The organism is Nonomuraea sp. NPDC048901 (genome assembly GCF_040649695.1).
In the GTDB taxonomy this organism is placed as follows: Bacteria; Actinomycetota; Actinomycetes; order Streptosporangiales; family Streptosporangiaceae; genus Nonomuraea.
This window is the reverse complement of record NZ_JBEZFW010000010.1, coordinates 66,827-92,070: the sequence shown is the minus strand read 5'-3', so window position 1 is coordinate 92,070 and position 25,244 is coordinate 66,827. Positions and strand designations below refer to the sequence as shown.

The 25,244-nt window shown below is 71.9% G+C and carries 24 protein-coding genes; 11 read left to right on the top strand and 13 right to left on the bottom strand.

Annotation, left to right across the window (positions count from 1 at the left end):
• The first annotated feature begins 113 nt into the window (after positions 1-113).
• The 3 genes from AB0C30_RS32335 to AB0C30_RS32325 all read left to right on the top strand — a co-directional run bounded on the left by AB0C30_RS32335 (position 114) and on the right by AB0C30_RS32325 (position 2,626).
• Positions 114-1,472, top strand: a complete 1,359-nt coding sequence (locus AB0C30_RS32335; protein WP_357951765.1) for a S8/S53 family peptidase — start codon at positions 114-116, stop codon at positions 1,470-1,472.
• A 75-nt stretch (positions 1,473-1,547) separates the two neighbouring features.
• The gene (locus AB0C30_RS32330) at positions 1,548-2,129 is read left to right on the top strand and encodes a sigma-70 family RNA polymerase sigma factor (RefSeq protein ID WP_357951763.1); all 582 of its coding nucleotides are present in this window, start codon (positions 1,548-1,550) and stop codon (positions 2,127-2,129) included.
• 5 nt (positions 2,130-2,134) lie between these two features.
• Positions 2,135-2,626, top strand: a complete 492-nt coding sequence (locus tag AB0C30_RS32325; RefSeq protein WP_357951761.1) for a hypothetical protein — start codon at positions 2,135-2,137, stop codon at positions 2,624-2,626.
• Positions 2,627-2,744: 118 nt separating this feature from the next.
• Here AB0C30_RS32325 and AB0C30_RS32320 read toward each other — a convergent pair whose 3' ends face one another.
• Positions 2,745-5,693, bottom strand: coding sequence for an AAA family ATPase (locus AB0C30_RS32320; RefSeq protein ID WP_357951759.1), 2,949 nt, complete (start codon positions 5,691-5,693; stop codon positions 2,745-2,747).
• Positions 5,694-5,890: 197 nt separating this feature from the next.
• Here AB0C30_RS32320 and AB0C30_RS32315 point away from each other — a divergent pair, with 197 nt between their 5' ends.
• The 3 genes from AB0C30_RS32315 to AB0C30_RS32305 all read left to right on the top strand — a co-directional run bounded on the left by AB0C30_RS32315 (position 5,891) and on the right by AB0C30_RS32305 (position 8,171).
• Positions 5,891-6,850 carry a helix-turn-helix domain-containing protein gene (locus AB0C30_RS32315; RefSeq protein ID WP_357951757.1) on the top strand — a complete coding sequence of 320 codons (960 nt, stop codon included), beginning with the start codon at positions 5,891-5,893 and terminating at the stop codon, positions 6,848-6,850.
• Positions 6,851-6,962: 112 nt separating this feature from the next.
• Complete coding sequence (locus AB0C30_RS32310; protein ID WP_357951755.1) at positions 6,963-7,355, top strand: VOC family protein; 393 nt, start codon at positions 6,963-6,965, stop codon at positions 7,353-7,355.
• 12 nt (positions 7,356-7,367) lie between these two features.
• On the top strand, positions 7,368-8,171 hold the full coding sequence (locus tag AB0C30_RS32305; protein ID WP_357951753.1) for an alpha/beta hydrolase: 804 nt from the start codon (positions 7,368-7,370) through the stop codon (positions 8,169-8,171).
• Positions 8,172-8,238: 67 nt separating this feature from the next.
• Here AB0C30_RS32305 and AB0C30_RS32300 read toward each other — a convergent pair whose 3' ends face one another.
• A complete protein-coding gene (locus AB0C30_RS32300; RefSeq protein ID WP_357951751.1) occupies positions 8,239-9,348 on the bottom strand; it encodes a Xaa-Pro peptidase family protein in 1,110 nt (369 codons plus the stop codon).
• Between the two features lie 144 nt (positions 9,349-9,492).
• On the opposite strand from AB0C30_RS32300, the gene AB0C30_RS32295 reads away from it, so the two are divergent.
• The 3 genes from AB0C30_RS32295 to AB0C30_RS32285 all read left to right on the top strand — a co-directional run bounded on the left by AB0C30_RS32295 (position 9,493) and on the right by AB0C30_RS32285 (position 13,203).
• The gene (locus tag AB0C30_RS32295) at positions 9,493-10,740 is read left to right on the top strand and encodes a SpoIIE family protein phosphatase (RefSeq protein ID WP_357951750.1); all 1,248 of its coding nucleotides are present in this window, start codon (positions 9,493-9,495) and stop codon (positions 10,738-10,740) included.
• Between the two features lie 68 nt (positions 10,741-10,808).
• On the top strand, positions 10,809-11,705 hold the full coding sequence (locus tag AB0C30_RS32290) for a 5'-3' exonuclease (RefSeq protein ID WP_357952186.1): 897 nt from the start codon (positions 10,809-10,811) through the stop codon (positions 11,703-11,705).
• A 79-nt stretch (positions 11,706-11,784) separates the two neighbouring features.
• A complete protein-coding gene (locus AB0C30_RS32285) occupies positions 11,785-13,203 on the top strand; it encodes an RNB domain-containing ribonuclease (protein ID WP_357951748.1) in 1,419 nt (472 codons plus the stop codon).
• A gap of 68 nt (positions 13,204-13,271) precedes the next feature.
• On the opposite strand, the gene AB0C30_RS32280 is transcribed toward AB0C30_RS32285, so the two are convergent.
• From AB0C30_RS32280 to AB0C30_RS32270, 3 genes are all read right to left on the bottom strand, one after another.
• The gene (locus AB0C30_RS32280) at positions 13,272-13,442 is read right to left on the bottom strand and encodes a hypothetical protein (protein ID WP_357951746.1); all 171 of its coding nucleotides are present in this window, start codon (positions 13,440-13,442) and stop codon (positions 13,272-13,274) included.
• Between the two features lie 274 nt (positions 13,443-13,716).
• Positions 13,717-16,440 (bottom strand): DEAD/DEAH box helicase, encoded by a 2,724-nt coding sequence (locus tag AB0C30_RS32275; protein WP_357951744.1) that lies wholly within the window; start codon positions 16,438-16,440, stop codon positions 13,717-13,719.
• Positions 16,441-16,481: 41 nt separating this feature from the next.
• A complete protein-coding gene (locus AB0C30_RS32270) occupies positions 16,482-17,111 on the bottom strand; it encodes a TetR/AcrR family transcriptional regulator (protein WP_357951742.1) in 630 nt (209 codons plus the stop codon).
• 54 nt (positions 17,112-17,165) lie between these two features.
• Between AB0C30_RS32270 and AB0C30_RS32265 the strand changes: the two genes are divergently transcribed.
• Complete coding sequence (locus AB0C30_RS32265; RefSeq protein ID WP_357951740.1) at positions 17,166-18,644, top strand: MDR family MFS transporter; 1,479 nt, start codon at positions 17,166-17,168, stop codon at positions 18,642-18,644.
• Positions 18,645-18,681: 37 nt separating this feature from the next.
• On the opposite strand, the gene AB0C30_RS32260 is transcribed toward AB0C30_RS32265, so the two are convergent.
• From AB0C30_RS32260 to AB0C30_RS32235, 6 genes are read right to left on the bottom strand one after another with little or no spacing between them, the layout of a single operon-like run.
• Complete coding sequence (locus tag AB0C30_RS32260) at positions 18,682-19,569, bottom strand: YegS/Rv2252/BmrU family lipid kinase (RefSeq protein ID WP_357951739.1); 888 nt, start codon at positions 19,567-19,569, stop codon at positions 18,682-18,684.
• Between the two features lie 16 nt (positions 19,570-19,585).
• Complete coding sequence (gene tatC / locus AB0C30_RS32255; protein ID WP_357951737.1) at positions 19,586-20,440, bottom strand: twin-arginine translocase subunit TatC; 855 nt, start codon at positions 20,438-20,440, stop codon at positions 19,586-19,588.
• A gap of 33 nt (positions 20,441-20,473) precedes the next feature.
• A complete protein-coding gene (tatA, locus tag AB0C30_RS32250) occupies positions 20,474-20,794 on the bottom strand; it encodes a Sec-independent protein translocase subunit TatA (RefSeq protein WP_357951735.1) in 321 nt (106 codons plus the stop codon).
• A gap of 28 nt (positions 20,795-20,822) precedes the next feature.
• Positions 20,823-21,023, bottom strand: a complete 201-nt coding sequence (locus AB0C30_RS32245; protein WP_357951733.1) for a hypothetical protein — start codon at positions 21,021-21,023, stop codon at positions 20,823-20,825.
• On the bottom strand, positions 21,020-21,985 hold the full coding sequence (locus tag AB0C30_RS32240; protein WP_357951731.1) for a WYL domain-containing protein: 966 nt from the start codon (positions 21,983-21,985) through the stop codon (positions 21,020-21,022). The genes AB0C30_RS32245 and AB0C30_RS32240 overlap by 4 nt, the downstream gene beginning before the upstream one ends.
• The gene (locus tag AB0C30_RS32235) at positions 21,982-22,932 is read right to left on the bottom strand and encodes a WYL domain-containing protein (protein ID WP_357951730.1); all 951 of its coding nucleotides are present in this window, start codon (positions 22,930-22,932) and stop codon (positions 21,982-21,984) included. Before AB0C30_RS32235 ends, AB0C30_RS32240 begins: the two co-directional genes overlap by 4 nt.
• Before the next feature lie 39 nt (positions 22,933-22,971).
• Between AB0C30_RS32235 and AB0C30_RS32230 the strand changes: the two genes are divergently transcribed.
• Positions 22,972-24,069 (top strand): DUF3866 family protein, encoded by a 1,098-nt coding sequence (locus AB0C30_RS32230; RefSeq protein WP_357951728.1) that lies wholly within the window; start codon positions 22,972-22,974, stop codon positions 24,067-24,069.
• Here AB0C30_RS32230 and AB0C30_RS32225 read toward each other — a convergent pair.
• Both AB0C30_RS32225 and AB0C30_RS32220 read right to left on the bottom strand, forming a co-directional pair.
• The gene (locus AB0C30_RS32225) at positions 24,015-24,494 is read right to left on the bottom strand and encodes a DUF3291 domain-containing protein (protein WP_357951727.1); all 480 of its coding nucleotides are present in this window, start codon (positions 24,492-24,494) and stop codon (positions 24,015-24,017) included. The genes AB0C30_RS32230 and AB0C30_RS32225 overlap by 55 nt on opposite strands.
• 33 nt (positions 24,495-24,527) lie before the next feature.
• On the bottom strand, positions 24,528-25,169 hold the full coding sequence (locus AB0C30_RS32220) for a helix-turn-helix domain-containing protein (RefSeq protein ID WP_357951725.1): 642 nt from the start codon (positions 25,167-25,169) through the stop codon (positions 24,528-24,530).
• Between the last annotated feature and the right edge of the window lie 75 nt (positions 25,170-25,244).

Genomic DNA, 25,244 nt, shown 5'->3' with positions numbered 1-25,244 from the left:
AGTCGATGGTAGATGCGGGTCATCCGGGCGTCCACGCGGCACGTGTATCAGGAAGGGGGTGCGCCGCTCATACATGGCAGGCGCGCAGTCACCCATCGAGGAGGTCCCGAAAGATGAGCACACCACGCAACGGACGCGACATGCGTTTCTGGGAACAGCTCGAGATCCTCAACGACGCGCTGCCGTCGGGCAGGGTGGCGGTGGCCGGGCCGCAGGGCGCGACCCCGGACTCCGACGTCCTGCCGGAGTTCGCCTACCTCGCCGAGCACGTCCTGGTACGCGCGCCTGACGTGGAACGTGCCATCCAGGGCATTCAGGCGAGTCTCCCGTCGGCGGAGCCGGTCCGCGTGGTCTGGCCGCCGGACCGGGACGCGGGGCGGGTCACGGTACGCCGGCTGTCCATCGGATCACGGGACGTCTTCCGCGCCCTGGCCGTGCTCAGGCAGGCCAAGATCCCCGGCACGCTGGTCCACTTCGTCACGGTCTCGGGCGTCAACCTGTGCCCGGGCGACGAGCCGGTGCCCAGCGGCGAACCGCTCAAGCCGCCGATCGCGGGCCGCGACAGGGGTGAGAACGCGCACGTCACGGTGATCGACACCGGGCTGGTGCACGACTACCTCGACCACCAGTGGCTGGCGCAGAGCTCCGGCCAGCCGAACATCCCGATGGTCGACGGCGACGTCACCACCCTGGCCGAAGAGGTGGACGCCGACGGTTTCATCAAGCCGTACGTCGGCCATGGCACGTTCATCGCGGGCGTGCTGCGCTGCGTGGCGCCCAGTACGGACGTACGCGTCCTCAACGGCTTCCCGTACGGCGGCGCGGTCGAGGAGGACCAGCTGGGCCTGCTCCTGCTGCAGACGCTCGACACCCACGGCTGGCCCGACGTGCTGTCACTGTCGGCGGGCACCAGGACGAACGACGCCCAGGCGCTGCTCGGCCTGGCCGACTTCATCGACGAGCTGGCCACGCACCCCGAGACGCTGCTGGTGGCCGCGGCCGGCAACGACGGCGACACCGTCCCCTTCTGGCCGGCCGCGTTCGCCGCGGAGGCGGTGAACACCACCGGCGACGTGATCCTTTCGGTGGGCGCGCTGCGCGAGGACGGGCTCGGCCGGGCGTGCTTCAGCAACTACGGCGACTGGGTGACGGTGTACGCGCCGGGTGAGCGCCTGATCAACGCCTATACCTCGGGCGACTACGAGTACGACTACCCGCACAACACCACCTGCCGCTTCCACCCGGTCGTCCCGCTGTATCCGGGCTGTACCTGCGTCGCGCCGCTGGCGGAGGGGGACGTGGTCAAGTTCAGCGGGATCGCGCAGTGGAGCGGCACGTCGTTCGCCACGCCGTTCATCGCCGGACTCATCGCGGCGCGCATGTCGGAAGCCGGGGTGACGTCTCGGCAGGCGGCCGGGCAGCTCATCGCGGGACAGCTGGCGATACCCGATCTCAGTGGTTTTCTGCGATGACTCAACCACTCCCTGTTCTGGAGCGTCTCACGAAATATCATGCTCCAGGATGTTCCAGGACAGGGAAGGACCGCCGTGGACGAGACCGCAGCCCTCGTCAGAGCAGCCGCGGAAGGGGACTCCGGTGCCTGGAAGGAGCTCTACCAGCGCCTCAGCGGCCTGGTGTGGGCGGTGGCGCGCGCCTATCTCGTCAACGCGTCCGACGCGCAGGACGTCTGCCAGACGACGTGGTTCCGGCTGGCGGAGAACCTGACCCGGCTCAGGGACCCGGACAAGGTGGGGGCCTGGCTGGCCAGTACGGCCAGGCACGAGGCGCTGCGGGTGATCCGTGCGAGCGGGCGGGCCACGCCCATCAGCGACATGGGGCTGCTGGGGGCGGACATCGACGAGCGCTCCCCCGAGCGCCTGATGCTGGAGGCGGAGGAGGCCGTCGCCGAGGCCGAGCGCGCGCTGGTGGTGTGGGCCGCCTTCGAGGAGATGCCGGATCGCTGCCGCCGCCTGCTGCGGCTGCTGATCGCCTCTCCGCGCCCCACCTATCAGGAGATCGCGTCAGGATTGGGCATCGCGGTGGGCAGCATCGGCCCGATCAGGGCCCGCTGCCTCCAGCGACTCCGCACGCTGGTGGCGGAGCGCGGAGTGACCGGAATACGCAGGTGAGCTGAATGAACGATGAGAGCTTCGACCTGGAAGACCAGCTGGAAGCCGACCTGGAAGGCGATCCGGAAGGCAAGCTGGAAGATGAGCTTCGGGAGATCGCCGAGGTGCTCGACCCTGTCCCGCCCGCATTGCTCGAGGACGCCATGCAGGCGTTCACGCTGCGGACGCTCGACGCCGAGCTGGCCGCGCTCACCTTCGACTCCTGGGACGAGGAGCCCTCGGCCAGGGTCGTCAGGGGGGCGGGGCAGCCGCGGCTGCTCACGTTCGAGGCGGGCGGCGTGGCGGTGGAGCTGGAGGTCTCCGCGGCCCGCCTGGTGGGGCGGCTGTCGCCGGAGGGGCCCGCGGAGATCGGCCTCCAGCGGCCCGACGAGGTGCTTCTCGTACGCTCCGACGAGCTGGGCCGCTTCACCGCCGACGGTCTGGTCCGTGGCCCGCTCCGCCTCCGCGTCACCCCCGATGGAGGCGCGCCGATCGTCACCTCATGGACGCGCATATAACCAGATGTACGACGCCGCGCCGGTCCCCTCCTCCGGCGCGGCGTCGTGGCCTTCTCAGGCGTCGTGTTCCCCTCAGGCGTCGTGGCCTCAGGCGTCGTGGTCTCCTCAGCGGGGGGCGTCAGGCGCTCTCCTCCAGCGCGGCCAGCTTGGCGGCGAGCGCGACCCGGGAGCCGATGCCGAGCTTGGTGTAGATCTTGCCCAGGTGATACTCGACGGTCTTGACGCTGATCAGCAGCTCCCGGGCGATCTGCCGGTTGGTCAGGCCGTCGGAGACGAGCCTGGCCGTGCTGTACTCCTGAGGCGTCAGTCCCAGCCGTACGGTGCCCTGCTGTTCCAGGCCGCACGCCTCCAGCTCCTGCGCGCAGCCGGCCACGAGTGGGCGGGCCCCCAGCTGGGTGAAGACGGCCTCGGCGGCCCGCAGCCGGGCGGCGGCCGCCCTGCGTCTTCCGGTACGCCGCAATAACCGGCCCAGGTCCAGCAGGACGCGGGCCTCTTCCAGCGGGCAGCCGGCGCCCTCCAGCAAGCTCAGGGCGGCGGTGAAGCTCTCCTCGGCCTCCGCTGGAACGTTCCTGGCCGCCAAGAGCAGCCCGGAGAGCCGAGCCCGCCGCGCCCGCGCCCGCGCGCCGTCGCCGGGCAGGGTGGCGAGCTCGGCCTCGGCCTCGTCCAGGCGTCCCTCCGCGACCAGGGTCTCGATGAGCTGCGGCCGGTGGTCGGGGACGAACGGGTCGTCGGCGCCCGCCGGCGCGGCACCGGCACCGGCACCGGCACCGGCACCGGCACCGAGCAAACCCAGCGCCAGGTCCGCCTGGGTCTCGCCCATCACATTGCGCTGGCAGCGCGCGATGGCTCTGGCGGCGGTGGCGTGGGCGAGGGCCCGTTCGTGCTCCCCGAGCGCCGCCAGCGGGGCGACGCAGACGACGTGCAGGGTGGGCAGCAGCCAGCGCTGGCCGAGCCCCTCCGCCTCGGCCAGCGCCCGCTCCGCCCTGGTCACCGCGTCCGCCCAGCGCCCCTCGCAGTGCTCGGCCACGGCCAGCAGCGCGCCGCCGATCAGGCGGTGGTGCGGCAGCCCTGCCTCATCCCGCGCCGCGACGGCCCTGACCAGCACGTCGGCTGCCGCGCCCGCCTCGCCCTCCCGCAGAAACCCGACGGCCGCCTGGATGCCCTCTGCCGCAGGTCCGCCACCTAGGGCACCCGTGCTCGGCACCGGTACATCGTGCGGCCGGCCGGTCGCACTCAGGGTCGGCACGTCGAACAGCTGGCCGGTCGCGCTCGGGGCCAGCACCTCGTGCGGCCGGCCGGTCGTGCTCAGGGCCAGCACGTCGTACGGCCGGCCGGTCGTGCTCAGGGCCAGCACGTCGTACGGCCGGCCGGTCGTGCTCAGGGCCAGCACGTCGTACGGCCGGCCGGTCGTGCTCTGGATCGGCTGCTCGGCGGCCAGGCGGGCCCAGGTCGCCGCGGCGGCGCGATTCCCCCTGACCAGGTGCAGCCAGGCGAGCTGCTCGGCCGTGTCGGCGGCCAAGCGGGGTGAGCGGTTTCGCCACGCGGCGGCGAGCAGGTCGGCGGCCTCGTCGAGCCGACCGGCGGCCAGCGCGAGCCGTCCCAGGATGTAGCGGCGCACGGGCCGCGGATCGGCGTTGGGCACCGCGGCCAGCTCGGCCGCGCGGACGGCGTCGCCGCCCAGCAGCAGGTGCCTCAGCGCCGCGGTACGCAGCTCGTCGCGCCGGGCCGTGGACTCGCAGAGCCCGGCGGCCAGCTCCAGATGGGTGGCGGCGTCAAGCCAGAGGCCGTGCTGGGCCTCCTTGGCGGCGTACCTGGCCAGCTCCTCGGCAAGCTGCTCGTCCGGTTCACCCGCCGCGGCGGCTCGATGACGCAGGGCCGTACCGGTGTGCTCGACGAGCCGGGCGGCGGCCAGGTGCAGCCGTGCGCGGGTGCCCGCGCCGAGCGAGCCGTAGACAGTGGCCTGGGCGAGCGGGTCGGGGAAGGCGACGAAGCGTCCGGGGCGCTCGTCGAGCAGCCCGGCGTCGACCGCCTCTTCAAGCGCGGCCAGCGGCTCGCCGACGATCCCGGCCACGGAGGCGACCACATGCAGGGGATGGGGCTCGCCGAGCACGGCGCAGGCGGCGACGAGCGCGCGCGTCTCCGCACCGCACGCGCGCAGGCGGCGAGTGAAGGGCCGGGCGTAGGCGTCGGGAGCGGGCAGCCGGGCGCCCGGGTCGGCCAGCGTCGTCGGTGCGACGGTGGCGAGCAGTTCGCGGGCGTACAGCGGGTTGCCCGAGGTGTGCTCACACAGCCGCCGGGCGGTGCGCTCGGTCAGCGGGTCCGGCGTAAGCCCGGCCAGGTCGGCGGCGGACAGGCCGTCGAGGACGAGACGGAGCCCGCCGTCGCCGGTCAGCAGCCGCCGCAGCCCCTCCGGCAGCCACGCGGCGGCGGTGCCACGGCAGCTGACCACCACGAGGACGCGGCCGGTGCGCAGGCGGCGCAGCAGGTAGCCGAGCGCCCGCAGCGACGCCCTGTCGGCCCACTGGGCGTCGTCCACGAACACGACGACGGGCCCGTCGGCCTGCAGACGCCCGACCAGCTCGCACAGCGCCTCCCCCACGGACCACAGGTCCCGCGCCGCCGCGCCCCTGGTCGCCGCACTCCTGGTCGCCGCACCCGCCAAGCCGCTCCGCCTCAGCCTGGCGCTCCTCAGCCCGGTCCCCGGTAGCCCGATCCCCCGCAGTCCAGCCTCCCGCAGTCCGGCCCTCCCCAGCCCGGACCCCCTCAATCCGGCCCCCCTTGGTCCGGTCGCTGTCGGTCCTGTGCTCGCCGGCCCGGTGCCGTCCAGGACGGACCACGGCTGGTCGGCGAGCTGGCGGACGATCCCGTACCGCAGGTGCCGCTCGGCCTCGTCCCCGCTCGCCGCCAGCACCCGCACATTCGCCTCTCCACCGAGCGCCTGGCGGAGCAGCGCCGTCTTCCCGATGCCCTCGGGCCCCTCTATGACCATCCGCCGCACGGCGCCCTTGCCCGCGGCGCGCAATTCCCCGCGCACCAGGGCGAGCTCCGTTGCTCTCCCGACGAACATCCCCTCTCCCTCCGTTGCCCCTCGACTTCCCAGAGCACGCGCGGAGGCTTCTGATACACCTCTTTTCATCGCAAACCTGCAGCGAAGTGGCGGTAATCGCTTTCCAGTCGCCCGATGCGCGCAGCAGTCAGCGTTGTCCGCCGCTGAAAGGCATCATTAGTATTGGCGGGGTTTGGCCGACGGAGAGGGCGGTGGGGATGGCTGTCCTGATTCGTACCCGTGACGTGCCCGCCGCGCGCAGATACGAGGAGTGGCGGAGCATCGTCTGTGACACGCTCGGTCCCCTCGACATGCGGATGGATCCGGACGTGCCGCTGCGGGGCGCGATCGACGCGGGGCAGCTCGGTTCGGTGGGTGTCGGCGTCGTCCAGACCTCGACGCCGCACAGCGTTCACCGGACGCCTGGCATTATCCGCCGCGACAGCCCCGAGCTCTATCGGGTGGTGCTGGCCATGTCGGGCCGGCCGCTTCTGGCGCAGGACGGCCGGGAGGCGCAGCTCCGGCGTGGCGAGTTCGCGATCTACGACTTCGCGCGGCCGTACGAGCTGGCCTATGACTCGGCGGTGCATCTGGCGGTGTTCAGTTTCTCCCGGGAGATGCTGGCTCTGCCCGTCGATTCCATCGCGAGGCTCACAGCCGTTCCGATCACCACGGACGGCGGAACGGGTGCCCTCGCCGCACCGCTGCTGCGCAGGGTGGCGCTGGATCTGGAGACCTATCAGCCCGCCAGCGCGGCGCGGCTGTCCACCGTGGTGACGGACCTGGTCACCACGGCCGTCGCCGAACGCGCCGAGCGGAGCGACACGCTGCCGGTGGAGTCGCGATCACGAACGCTGCTGCTGCGTGTCCACACCTTCGTCGAACAGCACCTGGGCGAACCCGATCTCGACCCCGCCACCATCGCGGCCGCGCACCATGTGTCCGTGCGGCAGCTGCACCGGCTGTTCGAGACGCGGGACACCACGGTGGCCGCCTGGATCAGGCATCGGCGGCTTGAGCGATGCCGCAAGGACCTGGCCGACGCCGCCCTCCGGGACACCTCGGTGAGCGTGATCGCGGCCAGATGGGGGCTGCCCGACTCGGCGCACTTCAGCCGGTTGTTCCGGAACACGTACGGGCTGCCGCCTGCCGAGTATCGCCGCGCGCAGGGGAGCTGAAGGCCCTGGCACGGAAAGTCAATCGGACGGCGCCAGGGTGCAAGCGGCGCGGGCTCGCGATCAGCAGACTGAAGGTGTTCGCAAGACGCGGTGCTGAGGAAAGGACCCAGCGATGTCCACCACTCTGTTCGTCAACCTGCCGGTCAAGGACCTGGACCGGTCGAAGACGTTCTTCGGCGAGCTCGGCTTCCCCTTCTTCGGGGCGACCGATGACATGGCGTCCGTGGTGATCAGTGAGCAGACCCAGGTCATGCTCCTGACGGAGCCGACGTTCGCCTCCTACGCCAGGACGGAGGTCGCCGACCCGACCAAGAGCACACAGGTGATCATGGTTCTGGGCCTCGACAACCCCGCCCAGGTAGACGAGCTGGTCGACAAGGCGCTGGCGGCGGGTGCGACCGCCGTCGGTGAGCCGCTGAACGTCGCGGGCCGCTACCAGCGGGGCTTCGCCGACCTCGACGGTCACCACTGGTCCGCTCTGTGCCTGGCGACCCCTGAGGGCTGAGGGGCCCCTGCCATGAGCCATCCCGTGACCGGCAAGGTCACCTCGGCCGACGGCACGCCGATCGTCTTCGGCCGGTCCGGGACCGGACCGGCCGTCATCCTGGTCCACGGCGCGTTCACCGACCGGACCCATCCCACCCTGCGCGGCGTGGCCGAGGCGCTGGGGTCATGGTTCACCGTGTTCAACTACGACCGTCGCGGACGTGGCGAAAGCGGCGACACCCAGCCCTATGCCGTCGAGCGTGAGATCGAGGACCTGGCCGCCCTCATCGAGGCGGCGGGCGGGTCGGCCATGGTGTTCGGCGGCTCCTCGGGCGCCGCCCTGGCGCTGGCCGCCGCTCCGCGGCTGGCCATCGCGAAACTCGCCGTGTGGGAGCCGCCGTACCACGTCGACGACAGCGCACCCAGTCTGCCGTACGACTTCGCGGCTCGGCTGGAAGACCTGGTCAAGCGGGGCCGGCGCGCGGAGGCGGCCGAACTGTTCATGGTCGCGGCCGCCGAGGTCCCCGTCGAGGCGGTGGCCGCGATGCGTGTCCAGCCCTCCTGGCCGCAGTTGGAGGAGATCGCCCACACCTTGGCGTACGAGGCCGCCGTCCTGGGGCCGGGGAACGCCCTGCCCGCCGAGGTCCTCGCCTCGATCGCGCAACCCGTGCTCGTACTGACGGGTGGGGACAGCCCTCGGTGGATGGCCGAGGCGGGAAGAGCGGTCGCCGAAACCGTGCCCCGTACGGTCCACAGAATCCTGGAGGGCCAGACCCACAACGTGGCGCCTGAGTCTCTCGCCCCGGAACTGCTGGAATTCTTCACCATCGCCTGAAGAGCGCGCCCCGCTCGCCGCTCACCGGCCCGGCCCACGGGGCCGGTGAGCAGGCGTCACGGGACCGTCAGACGATCACCAGTTCCCGGGAGGTGACGTTCAGCCGCTCGCCCCCGGTCTCGGTGCACACCACGATGTCCTCGATGCGCGCCCCATGCCGGCCAGGCAGGTAGATGCCCGGCTCGACGGAGAAGGCGAAGCCCGGCTCCATCGGCTCGGCGTTGCCGGACACGATGTACGGCTCCTCGTGCGTCTCCACGCCGATCCCGTGCCCGGTGCGGTGGATGAAGTAGTCGCCGTAGCCCGCCTCGGCGATCAGGTCGCGGGCCGCCGCGTCGATCGACTCGCACGGCACGCCCGGACGTACGGCGGCGCAGGCGGCGTCCTGGGCGCGGCGCAGCACCTCGTAGTACTCGGCGAAGTCGGCCGGCGGGGCGCCGACGGAGTACGTACGGGTGGAGTCGGAGCAGTAGCCGCTGTGGAACTGCCCGCCGATGTCGACCACGACCGGCTCGCCCGCCTGGATGACCCGGTCGGACACCTCGTGGTGCGGGCTGGCGCCGTTGGGGCCCGAGGCGACGATGACGAAGTCGACCGTCTCGTGCCCGGCGGCCAGGATCGCCTCGGCGATGTCCCGGCCGACCTCACGTTCGGTGCGCCCGGCCCGCAGGAACTCCGGCACCCGCCGGTGCACCGAGTCGATCGCCTCCCCCGCCTCGCGCAGCGCCGCCACCTCGGCCGGGGACTTGCGCATCCGCAGCTCGCGCAGCACGCTCCCGGCCAGCACCTGCTCGGCCTCCGGCATGACCTCGCGGAAGCGCAGCGACGCCATCGCCCACATCCGGTCGGCCAGCCCCACCTTGGCCACCCGGCCGAGCCGCGCGGCGGCGATGCGGTAGGGGTCGTCGATCTCGTCCCACGCCATGAAGTCCAGGCCGAGCCGCGAGGCGGGCGAGGCCTGCGCGGCGGGCAGTTCGAGCCGGGGCACCATCATGTAGGGCTCGCCGGCGGCGGGAACCACCAGGCAGGTCAGCCGTTCGAGCGGCTTGGCGTCGTAGCCGCTCACGTAGCGCAGGTCGGGGCCAGGGGTGAGCAAAAGGGCGTCGAGGCCGGACTTCGCGGTGGCCTCCTGGACGGCGGCCAGCCGGGACACGGGATACAAGTCTGAGGACGTCACAGGCACAATCTACTCGGACCGCTCCTCCTAAAATCCGCGAAAAGCTCTCACAACGCGGTAAGCCATGGCTACACTCCGCCCACAGACAGTCACGTACTGTGGTGTCAATTGTCCCCTTCCACCCGCGTTTCGAGAGAGAGGCTCATGGTCGACGTCTGGGGTAGCCACCAGCGCCGCCCGATGAGTGCGGCCGACCTGGTCCGGCAACTCGCGGAGCCGCCCGCGGCCGAGCGCGACGCCGAGATGCTCGCCGTACGCCTGGCGCACGCCGAACGCCTCGGCAACATGGGCTGGGCCGAATGGAACCTCCACACCGGGACGGCCACCTGGTCCGACCACGTCTACCTGATCTTCGGACGGGACCGGGAGGATGGGCCGATCCGCCTGCCCGACCTGGCGGCGCACGTCGAGCCCGGCGACCTGGGCGCGCTCGACCAGCTCCTGTGGAGCGTCGTGCAGGGCGTGGAGCCGGTGCAGGCGGAGTTCCGCATCCGGCGGGGCGGCGAGCTGCGCAACATACGGGTCGTGCTGGAGCCGCTGATGGCGCCCGGCGGGCCGGAGGGCGTGCACGGCGTGGTCCAGGACATCACCGGCCGCCGCCGCGCCGAGCGCATCATGTCGGAGTCGCGCCGCCAGTTGCTGGAGGCCCGCGAGAAGGCGGCCGAGGAGCGCCACGTGATGCTGGCGCTGCGCGAGGCGATCCTGCCCAAGCCGGTCGGCTGCCTCGACCTGCCGTGCACCCGGATCGCGGTCCGTTACGTGCCGGCCGAGAAGACCTCGAACCTGGGCGGCGACTGGTTCGAGGCCGCGGCGCTGCCCGACGGCCGGGTGCTGCTGGCGATCGGCGACGTCTCAGGCCACGGCCTGCCCGCCATCGCGCACATGGCGCAGCTCCGCCACGCCCTCATCGGCCTGACGATGACCGGCGAGCCGCCGAACCGGCTGCTGGCCTGGCTGAACGAGCTGGTCATGCACCGGCTGCACGAGACCACGGCGACCGCGGTGATCGGGCACCTCGACACCGCGAGCCGGGTCTTCACCTGGAGCCAGGCGGGCAACCTGGCGCCGATCCTGGTCCGCGACGGCGTGGCGGGCCCGCTGGGCCAGCCGAAGGGCGTCCTGCTCGGCGCGACCGACCAGCCGTACGGCCTGGCCACCACGCGGCTGCGCGACGGGGACGTGCTGCTGCTGTTCACGGACGGTCTGGTGGAGCGGCGCACCCGCGACATCGACGAGGGCCTGGCGCTGGCCACGGCGGCGGCCTGCGAGCTGCCGGGCCGCGACCTGGACGCCGGGCTGGACCGGCTGCTGGCCGGCATCGGCGGCCCCAACCCGGAGGACGACGCCTGCCTGCTCGCGGTGGGGCTGGGCGGAGGGCTGGGCGAGAGCTGAGCGGGGCTGGGAGTCCGAGCCGGGAGTGGGCGGCCGACCTGCGGAGGTGCGACCATAGGCGGGTGCTGATGCTTCTCGACACCCCGTCGCTGTACTTCCGCGCCTTCTACGGCATCCCGGAGTCGATCACCGCGCCCGACGGCTCGCCGGTGAACGCGGTGCGCGGCCTCATCGACATGATCGCCACCCTGGTGCGCCACCACTCCCCCACCGAGCTGGTCGCCACGATGGACGCCGACTGGCGCCCCGCCTTCCGGGTGGCCGCCATCCCGACGTACAAGGCGCACCGGGTCGCCCACGGCGACGTCGAGGAGGTGCCCGACGCGCTGGTGCCGCAGATCGCGGTCATCGAGCAGGTGCTCGACGCGCTCGGCATCGCCCGGCTGGAGGCGCCCGGCTACGAGGCCGACGACGTGATCGGCACGCTGACCCACCGCGCCGGCGGGGCGGTCGACATCGTGACGGGCGACCGCGACCTGTTCCAGCTGGTCGACGACGCCCGCCCGGTGCGCGTCCTGTACACCGTGCGGGGCATCCGCAACCTGCAGACGGTCGACGAGGCGTTCGTGACGGGCAAGTACGGCATTCCCGGCCGTACCTATGCCGACTTCGCGACCCTGCGCGGCGATCCCAGTGACGGCCTGCCGGGCGTGGCGGGCGTCGGCGAGAAGACGGCGGCCGCGCTCATCACCCGGTTCGGCTCGCTCGGCGCGCTGCTCGACGCCCTCGACGCGGGCGCCACGGACGGCTTCCCGGCGGGCAGCCGCACCAAGCTGGCCGCCGCCCGCGACTACCTGCGGGTCGCCCCCGCCGTGGTGGCGGTCGCCTCGGACGCGCCGCTGCCCGAGGCCGACCTGACGCTCCCGCAGAAGCCCCGCGACCCCGACTCCCTCGTACGGCTGGCCGACCAGTACGGCCTCGACAGCCCCCTCAACCGCCTGCTGGAGGCGCTCGGCCAGGCATGACCGCGCGTCAGGCCCCCACGGCCACGCCGAGGAGCTCATGCGGAGCAGGCCGAGGAGTCTGTGACGATAGGTTGCTCTTGTGACGAACATCCGGGTACCCAGCGACGTCCCCGCCCGCCTAGACGACGGGTTCGAGCGGATCCGGCGGGAGCAGCGGCTGCCCGGCGAGTTCCCGAGAGCCGTGCTGGAGGAGGCCGACTGGGTGGCGTCGGTGCCCAGGTTCGGCGGCAAGGACATGACGGAGCTGCCGTTCGTCACCATCGACCCGCTCGGCTCGATGGACCTCGACCAGGCCGTCCACCTGGAGCGGCTGCGCGGCGGCTACCGCGTCTGGTACGCGATCGCCGACGTCGGCGCGTTCGTACGGCCGGGCGGCGCGATCGACGCCGAGGCGCGCACCCGGGGCGAGACCGTCTACCTGCCCGCGAGCAAGGTACCGCTGCACCCGAAGGTGCTGTCGGAGGACGCGGCCAGCCTGCTGCCCGGCGTGACCCGCCCGGCCGCGGTGTGGCGGATCGACCTGGACGCGGAGGGCCGCACGGTCGGCGCCGACGTACAACGGGGCCTGGTACGCAGCCGCGAGCGGCTCGACTACGCCTACGTGCAGGCGGCCATCGACACCGACACCGCGGGCGGCGCGCTGGGTCTGCTGGCCGAGATCGGCAGGCTGCGGCTGGAGCTCGAACGCGAGCGCGGCGGCGTCACCCTGCCCACCCCGGAGCAGGAGGTGGTGCCCGACGGCGACGGCTACCGCCTCGGATACCGGCTGCCGCTTCCCGCCGAGGCGTGGAACGCGCAGATCTCCCTGCTCACCGGCATGGCGGCGGCCTCGATGATGCTCGACGCGGAGATCGGCGTGCTGCGCGTGCTGCCGGCGCCGCGCTCCGGCGACCTGGACAAGGTACGCCGGGTGGCCGACGCGCTGGGCGTCCCGTGGCCCGGCGGCGCCTCCTACGGCGAAGTGGTCCACGACCTGGATCCGAAGAACCCGCAGCAGGCGGCGTTCCTGCACGAGTCGAGGGTGCTGCTGCGCGGCGCCGGCTACGTGGCCTTCAACGGCGAGCCGCCGAAGCTGGCCGAGCACGCCGCGGTGGCCGCGCCGTACGCGCACGTCACGGCGCCGCTGCGGCGCCTGGTCGACCGCTACGCGACGGAGATCTGCCTGGCGATCGCCGCGGGCGAGCCGGTGCCGCAGGACGTGGCGGAGGCGCTGACGGGCCTGCCGGAGATCATGTCCGGGACCGGCCGCCGCGCGGGCGCGGTGGAGCGCGCCTGCGTGGACCTGGTGGAGGCGTTCCTGCTGCGTGACCGCGTGGGCCAGGCGTTCGACGCGATGGTGATCGACGTCGACGAGCGCCGCGAGGGCGGCCAGGTCCAGATCGCCGACCCGGCGGTGATCGCCCGCTGCGACGGCCCGCTCCCCCTGGGCGAGCAGGTCTCGGTACGCCTGACCCAGGCCGACCCGGCCACCCGCGAGGTCCGCTTCGCCCTGGCGTAACAGAGCAGTGCCCCTGGCGTGACGGAGCCGCGCACGGGAGACCTCGCACGCGGCTCCATGAGTTCCGGCTACCGCTTGAGGGGCTTCCAGGCTGCCCCCAGCCCCATCAGGTGCAGCGCGACGCAGAGCAGTCCGGCGGTGCTGAGGGTGGTGGCCGTGAGCACGCCGCCCACGGCAACGTTGGCGATCTCGAAGATCAGCGCGAGCAGGAACAGCACCGCGGCGATGAGAGCGAACATGGCGACCTCCGGCTTGTCAAAACCCGCTTCGACCTGGGCATTTCCATACCGAATCGCCCGGAAACTGACTACACGGTGACGTTGCGTATACAGCCCACTACATCACCTTGACCGGACGGTCAGTCGGCCAGGAAGGCCCTGGCCAACAGGACGCACGTCACGGCGCCCGGCCCCGTAAACCGCAGGAGCGTGCCCCTGGACGGGGGCCCGCCCCGTATGGCGGGTGGGGCCCACCGTGCTCTGCCGTAAAGCAGGGAAAAAGAGCTGTAACAGATCAAGACAGGGAGGAGTACGCAACAACCCCCCGGCGCATGGCGTCCATGGCTTTGGCGGCGGTTTGCTTGATCTTGCTCCCCTGCGGAGCGGCGTGCCCCAGCTGGCCGAGCAGGTCCATCAGCTGCTTCACCCAGCGCACGAAGTCACCCGCCGCCAGCTCGTTGCCGTTGATGCCGTCCATGAGCACCGCGTCGAGGCTGTGCCCCTTGGTCCAGCGGAACGCCGCCCACGCGAACCCCAGGTCGGGCTCGCGGATCGTGGACAGCCCGTGGTCGGACTCGATGCCCTCCAGCTCGCCCCAGAGCCGCATCATGGCCGTCAGCGCGTCCTGTGCCCGCCCGGCGGGGATCTTGGGGCGGCGGGCGTCGTCGGCGTTGCGCGACTCGAAGACGAGCGCCGACACGCACGCCGCCAGCTCCGCCGGATCCAGCTGCTCCCACAGCCCGCTGCGCAGGCACTCGGCGGTGAGCAGGTCGAGCTCGGTGTAGAGGCGGCCCAGGCGGCGGCCCTCGTCGGTGACGGCCTCGTCGTGCAGGTAGCCGAGCTGCTCCAGCACCGAGCAGATCCGGTCGAAGGTGCGGGAGATGACGTGCGAGCGGCCCTCGACGCGCCGCCGCAGCCCCTCGGTCTCGCGCTGCAGCTTGTGGTAGCGCTCGGCCCAGCGGGCGTGGTCCTCCCGCTCGTCGCAGCCGTGGCACGGGTGCTGGCGGATCCGCCGGCGCAGCTCGTTGATCTCCTCGTCCTCGACGGCGTGGTCGCGGGCCCTGGTGGGCTTGCCCAGGTCGCGGTCGCCGATCTTGGCCAGCAGCGTGGAGACGAGGTTGGCGCGCTCCTTCGGCGAGCGGCCGTTGAAGTTCTTCGGCATGCGCAGCTTCTCGATCGGCTCGACCGGGACGGGGAAGTCGGCCGGGTCGAGCTTCTTGACCTGCTTGCCGATCGTCAGGACCAGCGGGCTGGGGCCGGTGCCGCGCGGGTTGCGGCCCGGGTCGAGCACGATCGCCAGCCCGGCCCGGCGCCCGCCCGGCACGCGGATGACGTCGCCGGGCTGCAGCGCCTCCAGCGACTTGACGGCCGCGGCCCGGCGCGCGGCGCCGCGCTGCTTGGACAGCTCGGCCTCGCGGTCGGTCAGGCGGCGGCGCAGCGCCGCGTACTCGGGGAAGTCGCCCAGGTGGCAGGTCATCGCCTCCTGGTAGCCCTCCAGCGCCTCCTCGTGCTTGCGCAGCTGCTTGGCCAGCCCGACGACCGCCCGGTCGGCCTGGAACTGGGCGAAGGACTCCTCCAGCAGCGTGCGGGCGCGCTCGCGGCCGAACTGGCCGACCAGGTTGACGGCCATGTTGTACGAGGGCTGGAAGCTGGAGCGCAGCGGATAGGTGCGGGTCCCCGCGAGCCCGGCGACCGACAACGGATCCATGCCGGGCTGCCAGAGCACCACGGCGTGGCCTTCGACGTCGATGCCCCGCCGCCCGGCCCGGCCGGTGAGCTGGGTGTATTCGCCCGGGGTGAGGTCGGCGTGCGTCTCGCCGTTCCACTTGTCGAGCTTCTCGATGACCACGCTGCGGGCGGGCATGTTGATGCCGAGCGCCAGCGTCTCGGTGGCGAAGACCGCCTTGACCAGGCCGCGGGTGAACAGCTCCTCGACGACCTCCTTGAAGGCCGGCAGCATGCCCGCGTGGTGGGCGGCCAGGCCGCGCTCCAGGCAGTCGCGCCACTCCAGGTAGCCGAGAACGGACAGGTCCTCGTCGGGCAGGTGCGCGGTGCGCTCGTCGACGAGCTGCCGGATCTCGTGCCGCTCCCGCTCGTCGGTGAGCCGGATGCCGGCGTGCAGGCACTGCAGGACGGCCGCGTCGCAGCCGGCGCGGGAGAAGATGAAGGTGATCGCGGGCAGCAGCGCCTCGGAGTCGAGCTTCTCGATCACCTGGGCGCGGTCCGGCGGGCGCGAACGCTGCGGCCGGCCGTAGCCGCGCCGGCCGCGCCCGGCGGTCAGCCGCTCGGTGTCGCGGGTCACCCGCATGAGCGTGGGGTTGATGCGCGGCGTCAGGTCGTCGGTCATGAACAGGTCGTAGATGCGGTTGCCGATCATCATGTGCTGCCACAGCGGCACCGGCCGGTGCTCGTCGACGATGACCGTGGTGTCGCCGCGTACCTCGCCCAGCCACTCGCCGAACTCCTCGGCGTTGCTGACCGTCGCCGACAGCGCCGCCAGCCGGACCGACTCGGGCAGGTGGATGATGACCTCTTCCCAGACGGCGCCGCGGAAGCGATCGGCCAGGTAGTGGACCTCGTCCATGACCACGTAGCCCAGCCCGCCCAGCGTGGCCGAGCCGGCGTAGAGCATGTTGCGCAGCACCTCGGTCGTCATGACGACGATCGGGGCCTCGCCGTTGACGCTGTTGTCGCCGGTCAGCAGCCCGACCTTGGCCGTGCCGTAGCGCTTGACCAGGTCGTTGTACTTCTGGTTGGACAGCGCCTTGATCGGAGTGGTGTAGAAGCACTTGCGCCCCTGCTCCAGGGCCAGGTGGACGGCGAACTCGCCGACCACCGTCTTGCCGGAGCCGGTGGGGGCGGCCACCAGCACGCCGTCGCCCGCTTCCAGAGCGCGGCAGCCGTCGACCTGGAAGTCGTCGAGCTCGAAGTCGTAGAGGCCCCGGAACGATCCGAGAGCGGCTCCGTCGTCCCCGTATTTCTCGCGGAAGGCCGCGTACCGCTCCGCTGGACTCGTCATACCCGTCACCCTACCGAAATCGCTATTCCGGTCCGTCCCGGCTAGCCCGCCAGATAGTCGCCCAGGCCCCCGCGCAGCAGGTCGAAACCGGCGTTGGCCGCGGCGACCGCGTCGGGGTATGCCTCCTCTGCGCTCTGCCCGAGGTAGATGCGCCGGCTGTTCTGCACCTGCAGGGTGCGCAGCAGCGCGTAGAGCTGCCCGGCGGCGAACGGCGCGCGCGGGTCGCCGGGCCGCTCCCGCTCGATGGCCTCGGTCATCGCCGCCTCGGCCGCGATGTGGAACATCAGCAGCCTGGCCGCCAGCGAGGGCGTCTTCCTGAACAGCTGCAGCTGTGCCGTGTAGGCCGGAGCGTCGTCGAGCCCGGTCTCGGGGGCGTGGCGGGCCAGCCGCTCCAGGAACTCGCGGCGCGCCCCCTCGACCAGCGACTCACCCGGCCGCCGGCCGCTCACCATCTGGGCGATGTCGTTGAAGCCCTCCCCCATCACGTCGAGGACGATGTCCTCTTTCGTGGGGAAGTAGTTGAAGACGGTCATCTTGGAGACTCCCGCGCGCTCGGCGATCTCCAGAACCGACACCTCGGCGAATCCACGCTGGGTGAACAGCTCCATCGCCGTGTTGTGGATCTTCTGCCGGGTCTCCCGTTTCTTGCGCTCGCGCAACCCCTCTTCCACAGCGCCCATCCTAACGGAGTTGACTAGGTCTAAATTTTGACCCAGTCTATGAATATGACCGAAGCGCAGAAACGGATCGCCATGGTCGGCGTGCTCCTCACGCTCATCCTGGCCGTGCTGGACCAGAACATCGTCGCGACCGCGTCCTGGTCGATCGTCCGCGAGCTCGACCCCGTCCACGGCCTGGAGCGGCTGCCCTGGCTGGTGACCGCCTACTCCCTGGCCGCCACCGCCGCCCTGCCGCTGTACGGCAAGCTGTGCGACGTCTACGGCGCCAAGCACGTCTATCTGGGCGCCGTGGGCCTGTTCCTGGCCGGGTCCGCGCTGTGCGCGCTGGCTCAGGACATGGGGCAGCTGATCGCCTTCCGCGCGGTGCAGGGACTCGGCGGCGGCGGCCTGATGAGCGTCACCATGATCGTCGCCGCCCACCTCACCCCGCCCCAGCAGCGGGCCTCGGCGGGCGGCGCGGGCGGCCTCATCGCCGGACTCGGCCTGGTGGCGGGCCCGCTGCTGGGCGGCGTGTTCACCGACCACGCCACCTGGCGCTGGATCTTCTACCTCAACCTGCCGGTCGGCCTGTTCGTCCTGGTGTCGGCCGCCATCGCGATCAGGCTCGGCGACGGCGGGCTGCGCCACCGCATCGACTATCCGGGAGCGGCGCTGATCGCGGCGGCGGCCTGCCTGCTGCTGCTGGTCGTCGAGTGGGGCGGCAAGACCTATGCCTGGGACTCGGCCACGATCCTGTCGCTCACCGGCCTGGACGTGGTGCTGTTCGCCGCGTTCGCCTGGCGCCAGCTCACCGCGGCGGAGCCGATCCTGCCCTTCTCCATGTTCCGCCAGCCGACGCTCAGGATCGCCCTGCCGCTGCAGCTCCTGACCGGCCTCGGCATGGCGGGCGGCATCTTCTACACGGTCATCTACCTGCAGGTGGTGGCCGGCGTCAAAGCCACCGAGTCGGGGCTGTACCTCATCCCGATGGCGATCGGCATGGTCGTGTCGGGCACGATCTCCGGCGTGCTCATCGGGCGCGGTCGCGACACCAAGCCGTTCCTGGTCGCGGGCATGGCCTGCGTGACGGCCGCGATGGTGCTGCTGAGCCGCCTGGAGACGGACACGTCCGCCTGGACGCTGCGCTTGGACCTGTTCGTGATGGGCGTCGGGTTCGGCATGGTGCTGGGCATCGTCGTCATGCTGGTGCAGAACTCGGCGCCGCGGTCCCAGCTCGGCGTGGCCACCACGTCGATCCGCTTCGTCCAGGTGCTCGGCTCGGCGCTGGGCACGGCCATCTTCGGCATCGTGCTGAACCGGGTCACTGAGTCGCGCCTGCCGCCCGGAACCCGGGCGGGGAGCCTGGCGAGGGCGGTGCCGCCGCAGGCGCGTGAGCGGGTGGTGGACGCGCTGCTGTCAGGTGTGCACGTGGTGTTCCTGTCGGCGGCGGGCGTGATGGCCCTCGCCGTACTGCTCGCCGTGTTCCTCAGGACCAGCCCCCCGCTGCCCGCCGACCCGCCCGCTCCGCAACGGGTCGGGGTCTGACCTCTGGTACGGCCCACGCGCCTTTACCTTGTAGATCTCAGGTGATGACCCGCAGCGCCCCTGGCTGGATCTCGCACGTGATCGGGCTCGGCCCGATCCGCTCCCCGTCGGCGTAGGCCACCACGCCGGGCGCCTCCAGCCGGACGCTCCGCACCCGCCTGACGGACACGGCCTGGTGAGAGACGTGCGAGCCCCGGTAGACGCTCGGGAAGACCCGGACGAACTCGGCCGTCGACACCGCCTCCAGGATCATCACGTCGAGCAGCCCGTCGTCCGGCCGGGCGTCGGGGCAGACCCGCATCCCGGCGCCGTAGGAGGAGGTGTTGCCCACCGCGACCAGCATGGCCTCCCGCCCGATCGGCTCGCCGTCGTCGAAGGTGACGCGGAAGGGTATGGGCCGGAAGCGCCGCAGCTCCTGGACGGTGGCCAGCAGGTATCTGGCCATCCCCGGCGGCCAGGTGAGCCCGTTGGCCCGCTCGTTCACCCGGGAGTCGAACCCGCAGCACACCACCCCGGCGAACAGCTCATCGGCCCGGCCCGCGCGTACACGGGCGGCGTCGATCAGGCGGGAGCGGCCGCGCAGCACCGTACGGGCCGCCGCGATCGGGTCCTTGCGCGGCACGCCCAGGGCGGTGGCGATGTCGTTGCCGGTGCCCGCGGGGATGATGCCGAGCGGCACGTCCGTGCCGGCGACGGCCTGCACGGCCAGGTGGACCAGGCCGTCGCCGCCGAAGGCCACCAGGGCGTCGGGGCGCTCGGCCACGGCGGCGCAGGCGCGCTCCAGCGCGTCGGCCGCGCTGTCACCGACGATCACCGACACCTCGGCGCCGCCCGCCCGCAGGCGCCGGGCCACGGGTCCGAGCAGGCGCACCGTCCGGCCGCCTCGGGCGGCGGGGTTGACGAGCAGGACGAGTTGAGGGGCCACGCCCGGAACTTATCGCCTATCGGTCCGCTTCGGAATCCTGTTCCAGCGGTGACGCCTCGTCGTCGGACAGGTGGGAGAAGTCCTCGCCGGCGGGCAGTCGCCGCTCGCGTACGTACATGAACAACTCGGCCGCCGCGAACAGCACGACCATGGGCGCGGCCAGAGCCATCATCGCGATCGGCTCACCACCGGGGGTGATGACGGCGCCGAACACGAACATGAGGAAGATGACCATGCGGCGGTGCTTCGCCACCGTGGCGTGCGACAGCACCCCGATGAGATTGAGGAACACCAGGAAGAGTGGCAGCTCGAACGACACCCCGAAGATGGCGATCATGATCAGGACATAGTCGAGATAGTCGTCGATCCCGATGGTGGCGACCGTGTCCTCGAGCGAGAAGCTCAACAGGAAGCCCAGGCTGGTGTGCATGATCAGGTAGGCCAGCACCGCGCCCAGGGCGAACAGCGGGATGGCCAGGATCAGGAACACGACCGTGTAGCGCTTCTCGCTGCGGTAGAGCGCGGGCGTGACGAACGCCCAGATCTGGTAGAGCCAGACCGGCGACGCCAGCACCAGGCCGATCATCGCCGACACCTTCAGCGTGATGAAGAACGACTGGAAGATGCCGCTGTAGACCAGACTGCAGTGGCCCTTGACGAGCTGCTGCGACTGGAGGGTGTCGCAGTAGGGGGCCTTGAGGATCGCCCATACAGGGTCGAAGAAGAACCAGCCGATGATGATGCCGACGACCACCGCGATCGTCGCGACGAGCAGCCGGTTACGCAACTCCCGCAGGTGATCCATGAGCGGCATGCGGCCCTCGGGATCGCGGGCCGAACCTTCTCCGCTCGACTTCTTGAGCAGCGCCATCTAGCAGTCCCAGGAGTGCGAGGAGGGGCAGGGTCAGGCTTTCTTGTCGGCGCTGGCACGCAGCTTGGCGGCCTGCTCCTCCAGCTGGCGAGCCTGCTCCTCCACCGACAGCGCGGGCGCGGCCTGGATGGGCTGCGGAGGCGCGGGCTGCGGCTGGGCGGGCGTCTGCGTCGCCGTCTCGACCGTGGCCGGCCGGTCGTCGTAGTCGTCTTCGCGCAGCTTGGCCGTCTCCGACTTGAAGATGCGCATCGACCTGCCGAGGCCCCTGGCCATCTCCGGCAGCTTCTTAGCACCGAACAGCAGGACGAGCACGCCGGCAATGATCAGAAGCTCAGTGGGTCCGAGGTTTCCCATGAAACGTCCTTTTTGAGCGAGTGCTGTTTCAGCCACGATCGTACGCTGCCGGAGGGTTGGTCTCATCCCCCCGGTGCCTCAATCTGGCCTGCCTCGGCTCGAGCTGGGCCCGCGCCTCGGCTACTTCACTGCTCAGACTACGCGCGGCGGACAGGAGTCGTACACCCGCGAACCCAAGCGCGGCCAGCCCGGCGACGCCGAGCCCGGCCGCCACGAAGATCCAGGTCATGTCCGGTGAGCGTAGCGGCTCAGAGCCCGCTCGGCCTCCTCCCGCACCCGCTCGGCCATCGCGGGCGGCGAGAGCACCCTGCCGGTGTCGCCGAGGCGCAGCGCCAGCTTGAGCAGCCAGTCCTCGTCGCGGGCCCGCAGCGCCACCCGCAGCCGCCCCTCGCCCAGCTCGGTGACCTCCTCGCACGGGTAGTACTCGGCCACCCAGCGTCCGGCGGCGGTCACCTCCAGCTCGACCAGCTCGTCGGTGGGCGAGGGCCGGAACACGCCCTGCGCCACGTCGATCGGCTCGGCCTCGGCGGGCGGGTCGGCGGCCACCTCGAGCACGTCGACGCCGAGCATCCGGTCCAACCGGAACAGCCGCATCGCCTCGGCCCGATAGCACCAGCACTCCAGGTAGGTGCGGCCGTCGACGACGACCAGCCGCATGGGGTCGACCTCGCGCGGCGTCACCTCGTCGCGGCCCGGCACGTAGTAGCGCAGCGACAGGCGGCGCCGCCTGGTCAGCCCCTCGCGCACGCGCAGCAGCGCGTCGGGGGTGGCGTCGACGTCGACCGCGACCTGGCTGCTGACGGCCGCCGCGCCCTCCCCGGCGGCCCGCTCCAGCTTGGCGACCACCCGGGGCAGCGCGTCACCGGGCACCTCGGCCAGTTCCGGCATGGCGGCGAGCATGCGCAACGCGACCAGCAGCGCGCTGGCCTCGTCGATGCCCAGCCGCAGCGGCCGGGCGATGGTGTCGGCGTTGTCGATGAGGATCTCGCCGCCGTCCCACGACACGTCGATCAGGTCGCCGGGCGTGTGGCCCGGCAGCCCGCACATCCACACCAGCTGCAGGTCGTCGATGAGCTGCTTCTCGCTCAGCCCGAACACCCCGGCCACCTCGCCGAGCTGCGCGCCCGGGTGCGACATCAGGTACGGCACCAGCGCGAGCAGCCTCGGCAGCCGGTCGGCGGATCCACTCACGCCAGCGCTCCCTTCAGTCGGCGGATGACGGCCTCGCGGGCGTCGGGCGGCCCGACCACCTCGACGTCGGCGCCCAGGCTGGCCATCCAGCCGGCCAGCCGTTCGGGGTCGGTGAAGCCCAGCTCGACCTCATCCCACCCGTCCGAGCCGGCCCGCACGGCCGTGGACAGCTGCCGCAGCCCCTCGCAGGCGCCCACCCGTACGCGGATGACGGCCGTGCGCCCCTCGACCGGCTCCTCGGGGAAGCCGACCATGGCCCGCAGGTCGACGCCGGGCGGCACCTCGACCGAGCCGGGGCGGCCGACGGTGGCGACCTGCCCGGTGATGCGGCTGAGCCGGAAGGCGCGCGGCGCGTCGCGGCCGCGGTCGAACCCGGCGAGGTACCAGCGGCCCCGGCGGCTGACCACACCCCAGGGCTCGACCGTGCGGCTGCGCACGCTCTCGCTGCCGGCGCTGCGGTAGTCGAAGCGCACCAGGCGCCGGTCGCGTACGGCGTCCCACAGCGCGGGGAAGGCCGGGTCGCGGGTGTCCAGGCGCAGCTCCAGCGCTCCGGCGCCGATGGTCTCGTCGGTGGCCACGCCGCCCGCGCGCAGCTTGAGCAGCGCCCCGGAGGCGGCCTCGGCGAGGCTGGCGCGCTGCCACACCTGCGCGGCCAGGCCGAGCACGGCGGCCTCGTCGGCCTCCAGGGTGATCTCCGGCAGCTCGTAGGACTGGCGCTCGATGCGGTAGCCGGGCTCGTCCTCCCACGGGTCGCGCACCACGTCGATGGGGATGCCGATCTCGCGCAGCTCGTTCTTGTCGCGCTCGAACATCCGCTGGAACGCCTCGTCGCCGTCCCGGTCATAGCCGGGGACGGCCTGGCGGATCTGCTCGGCCGACAAAGGGCGGCGGGTGGCGAGCAGGCAGATCACCAGGTTCAGCAATCGCTCGGTCTTGCGGCGCGACATCCTGCCTCACTCCTCCTTCAACGACGCTACCCTGCCCGAGTGATCAGATGGCGCAAGGGCGAGGTCGTGCGGATCCGGCGCGAGTGGCCGGGAGCCATGGAACTGGACGTCGCCGTCTCCGGAGGGGACCACCAGCCGGGCGTCGAACCCGGCGGGACGTACCGGGCACTGGCCTATCCGCTCCTGGTGGGCCGTCCGGAACCCGGCGACGAGGTCCTGCTCAACACGACGGCACTCGCGATGGGTCTCGGTACGGGAGGTTACGCCATGGTGGTGGCAGTCCCGAACCGTTTACCGGAAGATCCGCAGGGACCCGGGCACCTGGTGAAGGCCCGCTACACCCCGTTGCAGGCCACCGTGCTCGGCGCCGACGAGCAGGACTCGCCCTTCCACGAGGTCCTGCGCGAGGCCGACTCGGTCGACGGCATGCCGGTGGTGGTCGCCGACCTGCACTCGGCCCTGGCGCCGATCCTGTGCGGCCTGTACGAGGCGCGCCCGGGCGTACGCGTCGCCTACGTGATGCAGGACGGCGGCGCACTGCCCGCCTGGTTCTCGATGGCCTGCGCGAAGTTGCGGGAGATCGACTGGCTGGCCGGGGTGGTGACGGTGGGACAGGCGTTCGGCGGCGACGTCGAGGCGGTGACCGTCCATACCGGCCTGCTGGCCGCCAGGCACGTGCTGGAGGCCGACGTGGCGATCGTCACGCAGGGGCCCGGCAACCTCGGCACGGGCACGCGGTGGGGTTTCTCGGGCGTCTCGGCGGGCGAGGCGGTCAACGCCGCCGCGGTGCTGCGCGGGCGCCCGGTGGCGGCGCTGCGGGTGAGCGAGGGCGACCTGCGCGAGCGCCACCTCGGCGTCTCGCACCACTCGCTGACCGCCTACGGCCGCGTCGCGCTGGCTCCGGCGCGGGTGGCGGTGCCGCTGCTGCCCGGGGAGTTCGGGGAACGGGTCAGGGACCAGTCCGAGCTGCTGGCCGTCCGGCACGAGCTGGTGCCGGTGCCGGTCGGCGGCCTGCACGAGGCGCTGCGCGACTCGCCGGTCAGGCTCTCGACGATGGGCCGGTCCCTGGAGGAGGACCTGGCCTACTTCCTGGCCTCGGCCGCGGCGGGCAGGTGCGCGGCCTCGCTGCTGTCATAGGAGTCCTTGTACGTGAACGCCTCGGGGCTGGGTCCCTCGGCCTTGAGGCGTTCCAGGCGCGCCATGCCCTCGGCGAGGGTCGGGATGTGACCCTCGGGGATCCACCACATCACCATGTACGGCTCGGCCATCCGCAGGAACCACTCCCTGCGGCGGCGCAGCACGTCCAGATGGGCGCTGCGGTAGACGAAGTTCCACAGTGAGTCGAGCGACTCCCACACCGAGAAGTTGAGCAGCAGGTGGTCGCCGTACTCGTGCGTGAGGGTCGCGGTCGGATCCTCGTCGCTCTCTTTCATCCGCCACACGAATCCCGGATAGCCGTCGGCGAGGGTGTTGACGGGCTCCAGCGCGGCGACGAACTCGGCCAGCTCGGGGCTGTCGATCGGGGCGCGCATGTGGGCGATGTTCAGCTCGGCTAGATGCATGACGCTCAGCACACCACCCCTCGTCCTTCTATGTCAATCTTCTTTTGTTTTAGAAAGCGTTACGCAGCACTCGCCCGGCCGCGGATCCAGCCGGGCCCGCCCGGGATCGTCGCCGAGCCCTTCGAGCACCCCCCGGCACAGGGCCAGGTTCATGGAGCACACGAGCAGCGGCTGCTCGTGGCTCAGCACGTGGAAGGGGCAGTTGCGCATCCGCAGCGTGCCGCCTTCGGCGTAGGGCTCGTAACCCCGCTCACGCAGCACCGCCTCGACGGGCTCACTGCGCCCCCGGCCCAGCCGCTCCCCCGCCGCGCGCGCCGCCTTCTCGGCCGCCTCCTCGGCGCCGAGGGAGTCGACGACCTCGGCCAGCACCGAGGCGAGCGCCACGTAGTCACGCGGCGGCAGACTCACCGACCGCTCTCCCCCGGCCCTGCGGTAGACCTTCGCGGGCCGCCCGCTGCCTGGGCCCTTCTTCTCCTGCTGTCTGAAGGCGCTCTCCAGCAGCCCGGCGTCGACGAGCTTGTCCAGGTGGTGCCCGGCCAGCGTCCTGGACACCCCGGTGATCTCGGCCGCCTCTCCCCGGCCCAGGTCGCCGCCGCTGCCCGCCACAGCCTCGTACAGGCTGCGCCGCACCGGATCGTGCAGCAGCGCCAGGGCCTCGAGGTCGTCATCGCTCACAGCGGGAGTCTAGGCGCCCCTCTCCACCACGGACCGCACCGCCATCTCCCGCTGGCGGCCGTACCGCCATCTCCC

Coding starts and splice junctions, on each gene's coding strand:
- AB0C30_RS32335 (WP_357951765.1), top strand. CDS start 114: ATGAGCACACCACGCAACGGACGCGACATGCGTTTCTGGGAACAGCTC.
- AB0C30_RS32325 (WP_357951761.1), top strand. CDS start 2,135: ATGAACGATGAGAGCTTCGACCTGGAAGACCAGCTGGAAGCCGACCTG.
- AB0C30_RS32320 (WP_357951759.1), bottom strand. CDS start 5,693: ATGTTCGTCGGGAGAGCAACGGAGCTCGCCCTGGTGCGCGGGGAATTG.
- AB0C30_RS32315 (WP_357951757.1), top strand. CDS start 5,891: ATGGCTGTCCTGATTCGTACCCGTGACGTGCCCGCCGCGCGCAGATAC.
- AB0C30_RS32310 (WP_357951755.1), top strand. CDS start 6,963: ATGTCCACCACTCTGTTCGTCAACCTGCCGGTCAAGGACCTGGACCGG.
- AB0C30_RS32305 (WP_357951753.1), top strand. CDS start 7,368: ATGAGCCATCCCGTGACCGGCAAGGTCACCTCGGCCGACGGCACGCCG.
- AB0C30_RS32295 (WP_357951750.1), top strand. CDS start 9,493: ATGGTCGACGTCTGGGGTAGCCACCAGCGCCGCCCGATGAGTGCGGCC.
- AB0C30_RS32290 (WP_357952186.1), top strand. CDS start 10,809: ATGCTTCTCGACACCCCGTCGCTGTACTTCCGCGCCTTCTACGGCATC.
- AB0C30_RS32280 (WP_357951746.1), bottom strand. CDS start 13,442: ATGTTCGCTCTCATCGCCGCGGTGCTGTTCCTGCTCGCGCTGATCTTC.
- AB0C30_RS32275 (WP_357951744.1), bottom strand. CDS start 16,440: ATGACGAGTCCAGCGGAGCGGTACGCGGCCTTCCGCGAGAAATACGGG.
- AB0C30_RS32265 (WP_357951740.1), top strand. CDS start 17,166: ATGACCGAAGCGCAGAAACGGATCGCCATGGTCGGCGTGCTCCTCACG.
- tatC (WP_357951737.1), bottom strand. CDS start 20,440: ATGGCGCTGCTCAAGAAGTCGAGCGGAGAAGGTTCGGCCCGCGATCCC.
- tatA (WP_357951735.1), bottom strand. CDS start 20,794: ATGGGAAACCTCGGACCCACTGAGCTTCTGATCATTGCCGGCGTGCTC.
- AB0C30_RS32245 (WP_357951733.1), bottom strand. CDS start 21,023: ATGACCTGGATCTTCGTGGCGGCCGGGCTCGGCGTCGCCGGGCTGGCC.
- AB0C30_RS32235 (WP_357951730.1), bottom strand. CDS start 22,932: ATGTCGCGCCGCAAGACCGAGCGATTGCTGAACCTGGTGATCTGCCTG.
- AB0C30_RS32225 (WP_357951727.1), bottom strand. CDS start 24,494: ATGCATCTAGCCGAGCTGAACATCGCCCACATGCGCGCCCCGATCGAC.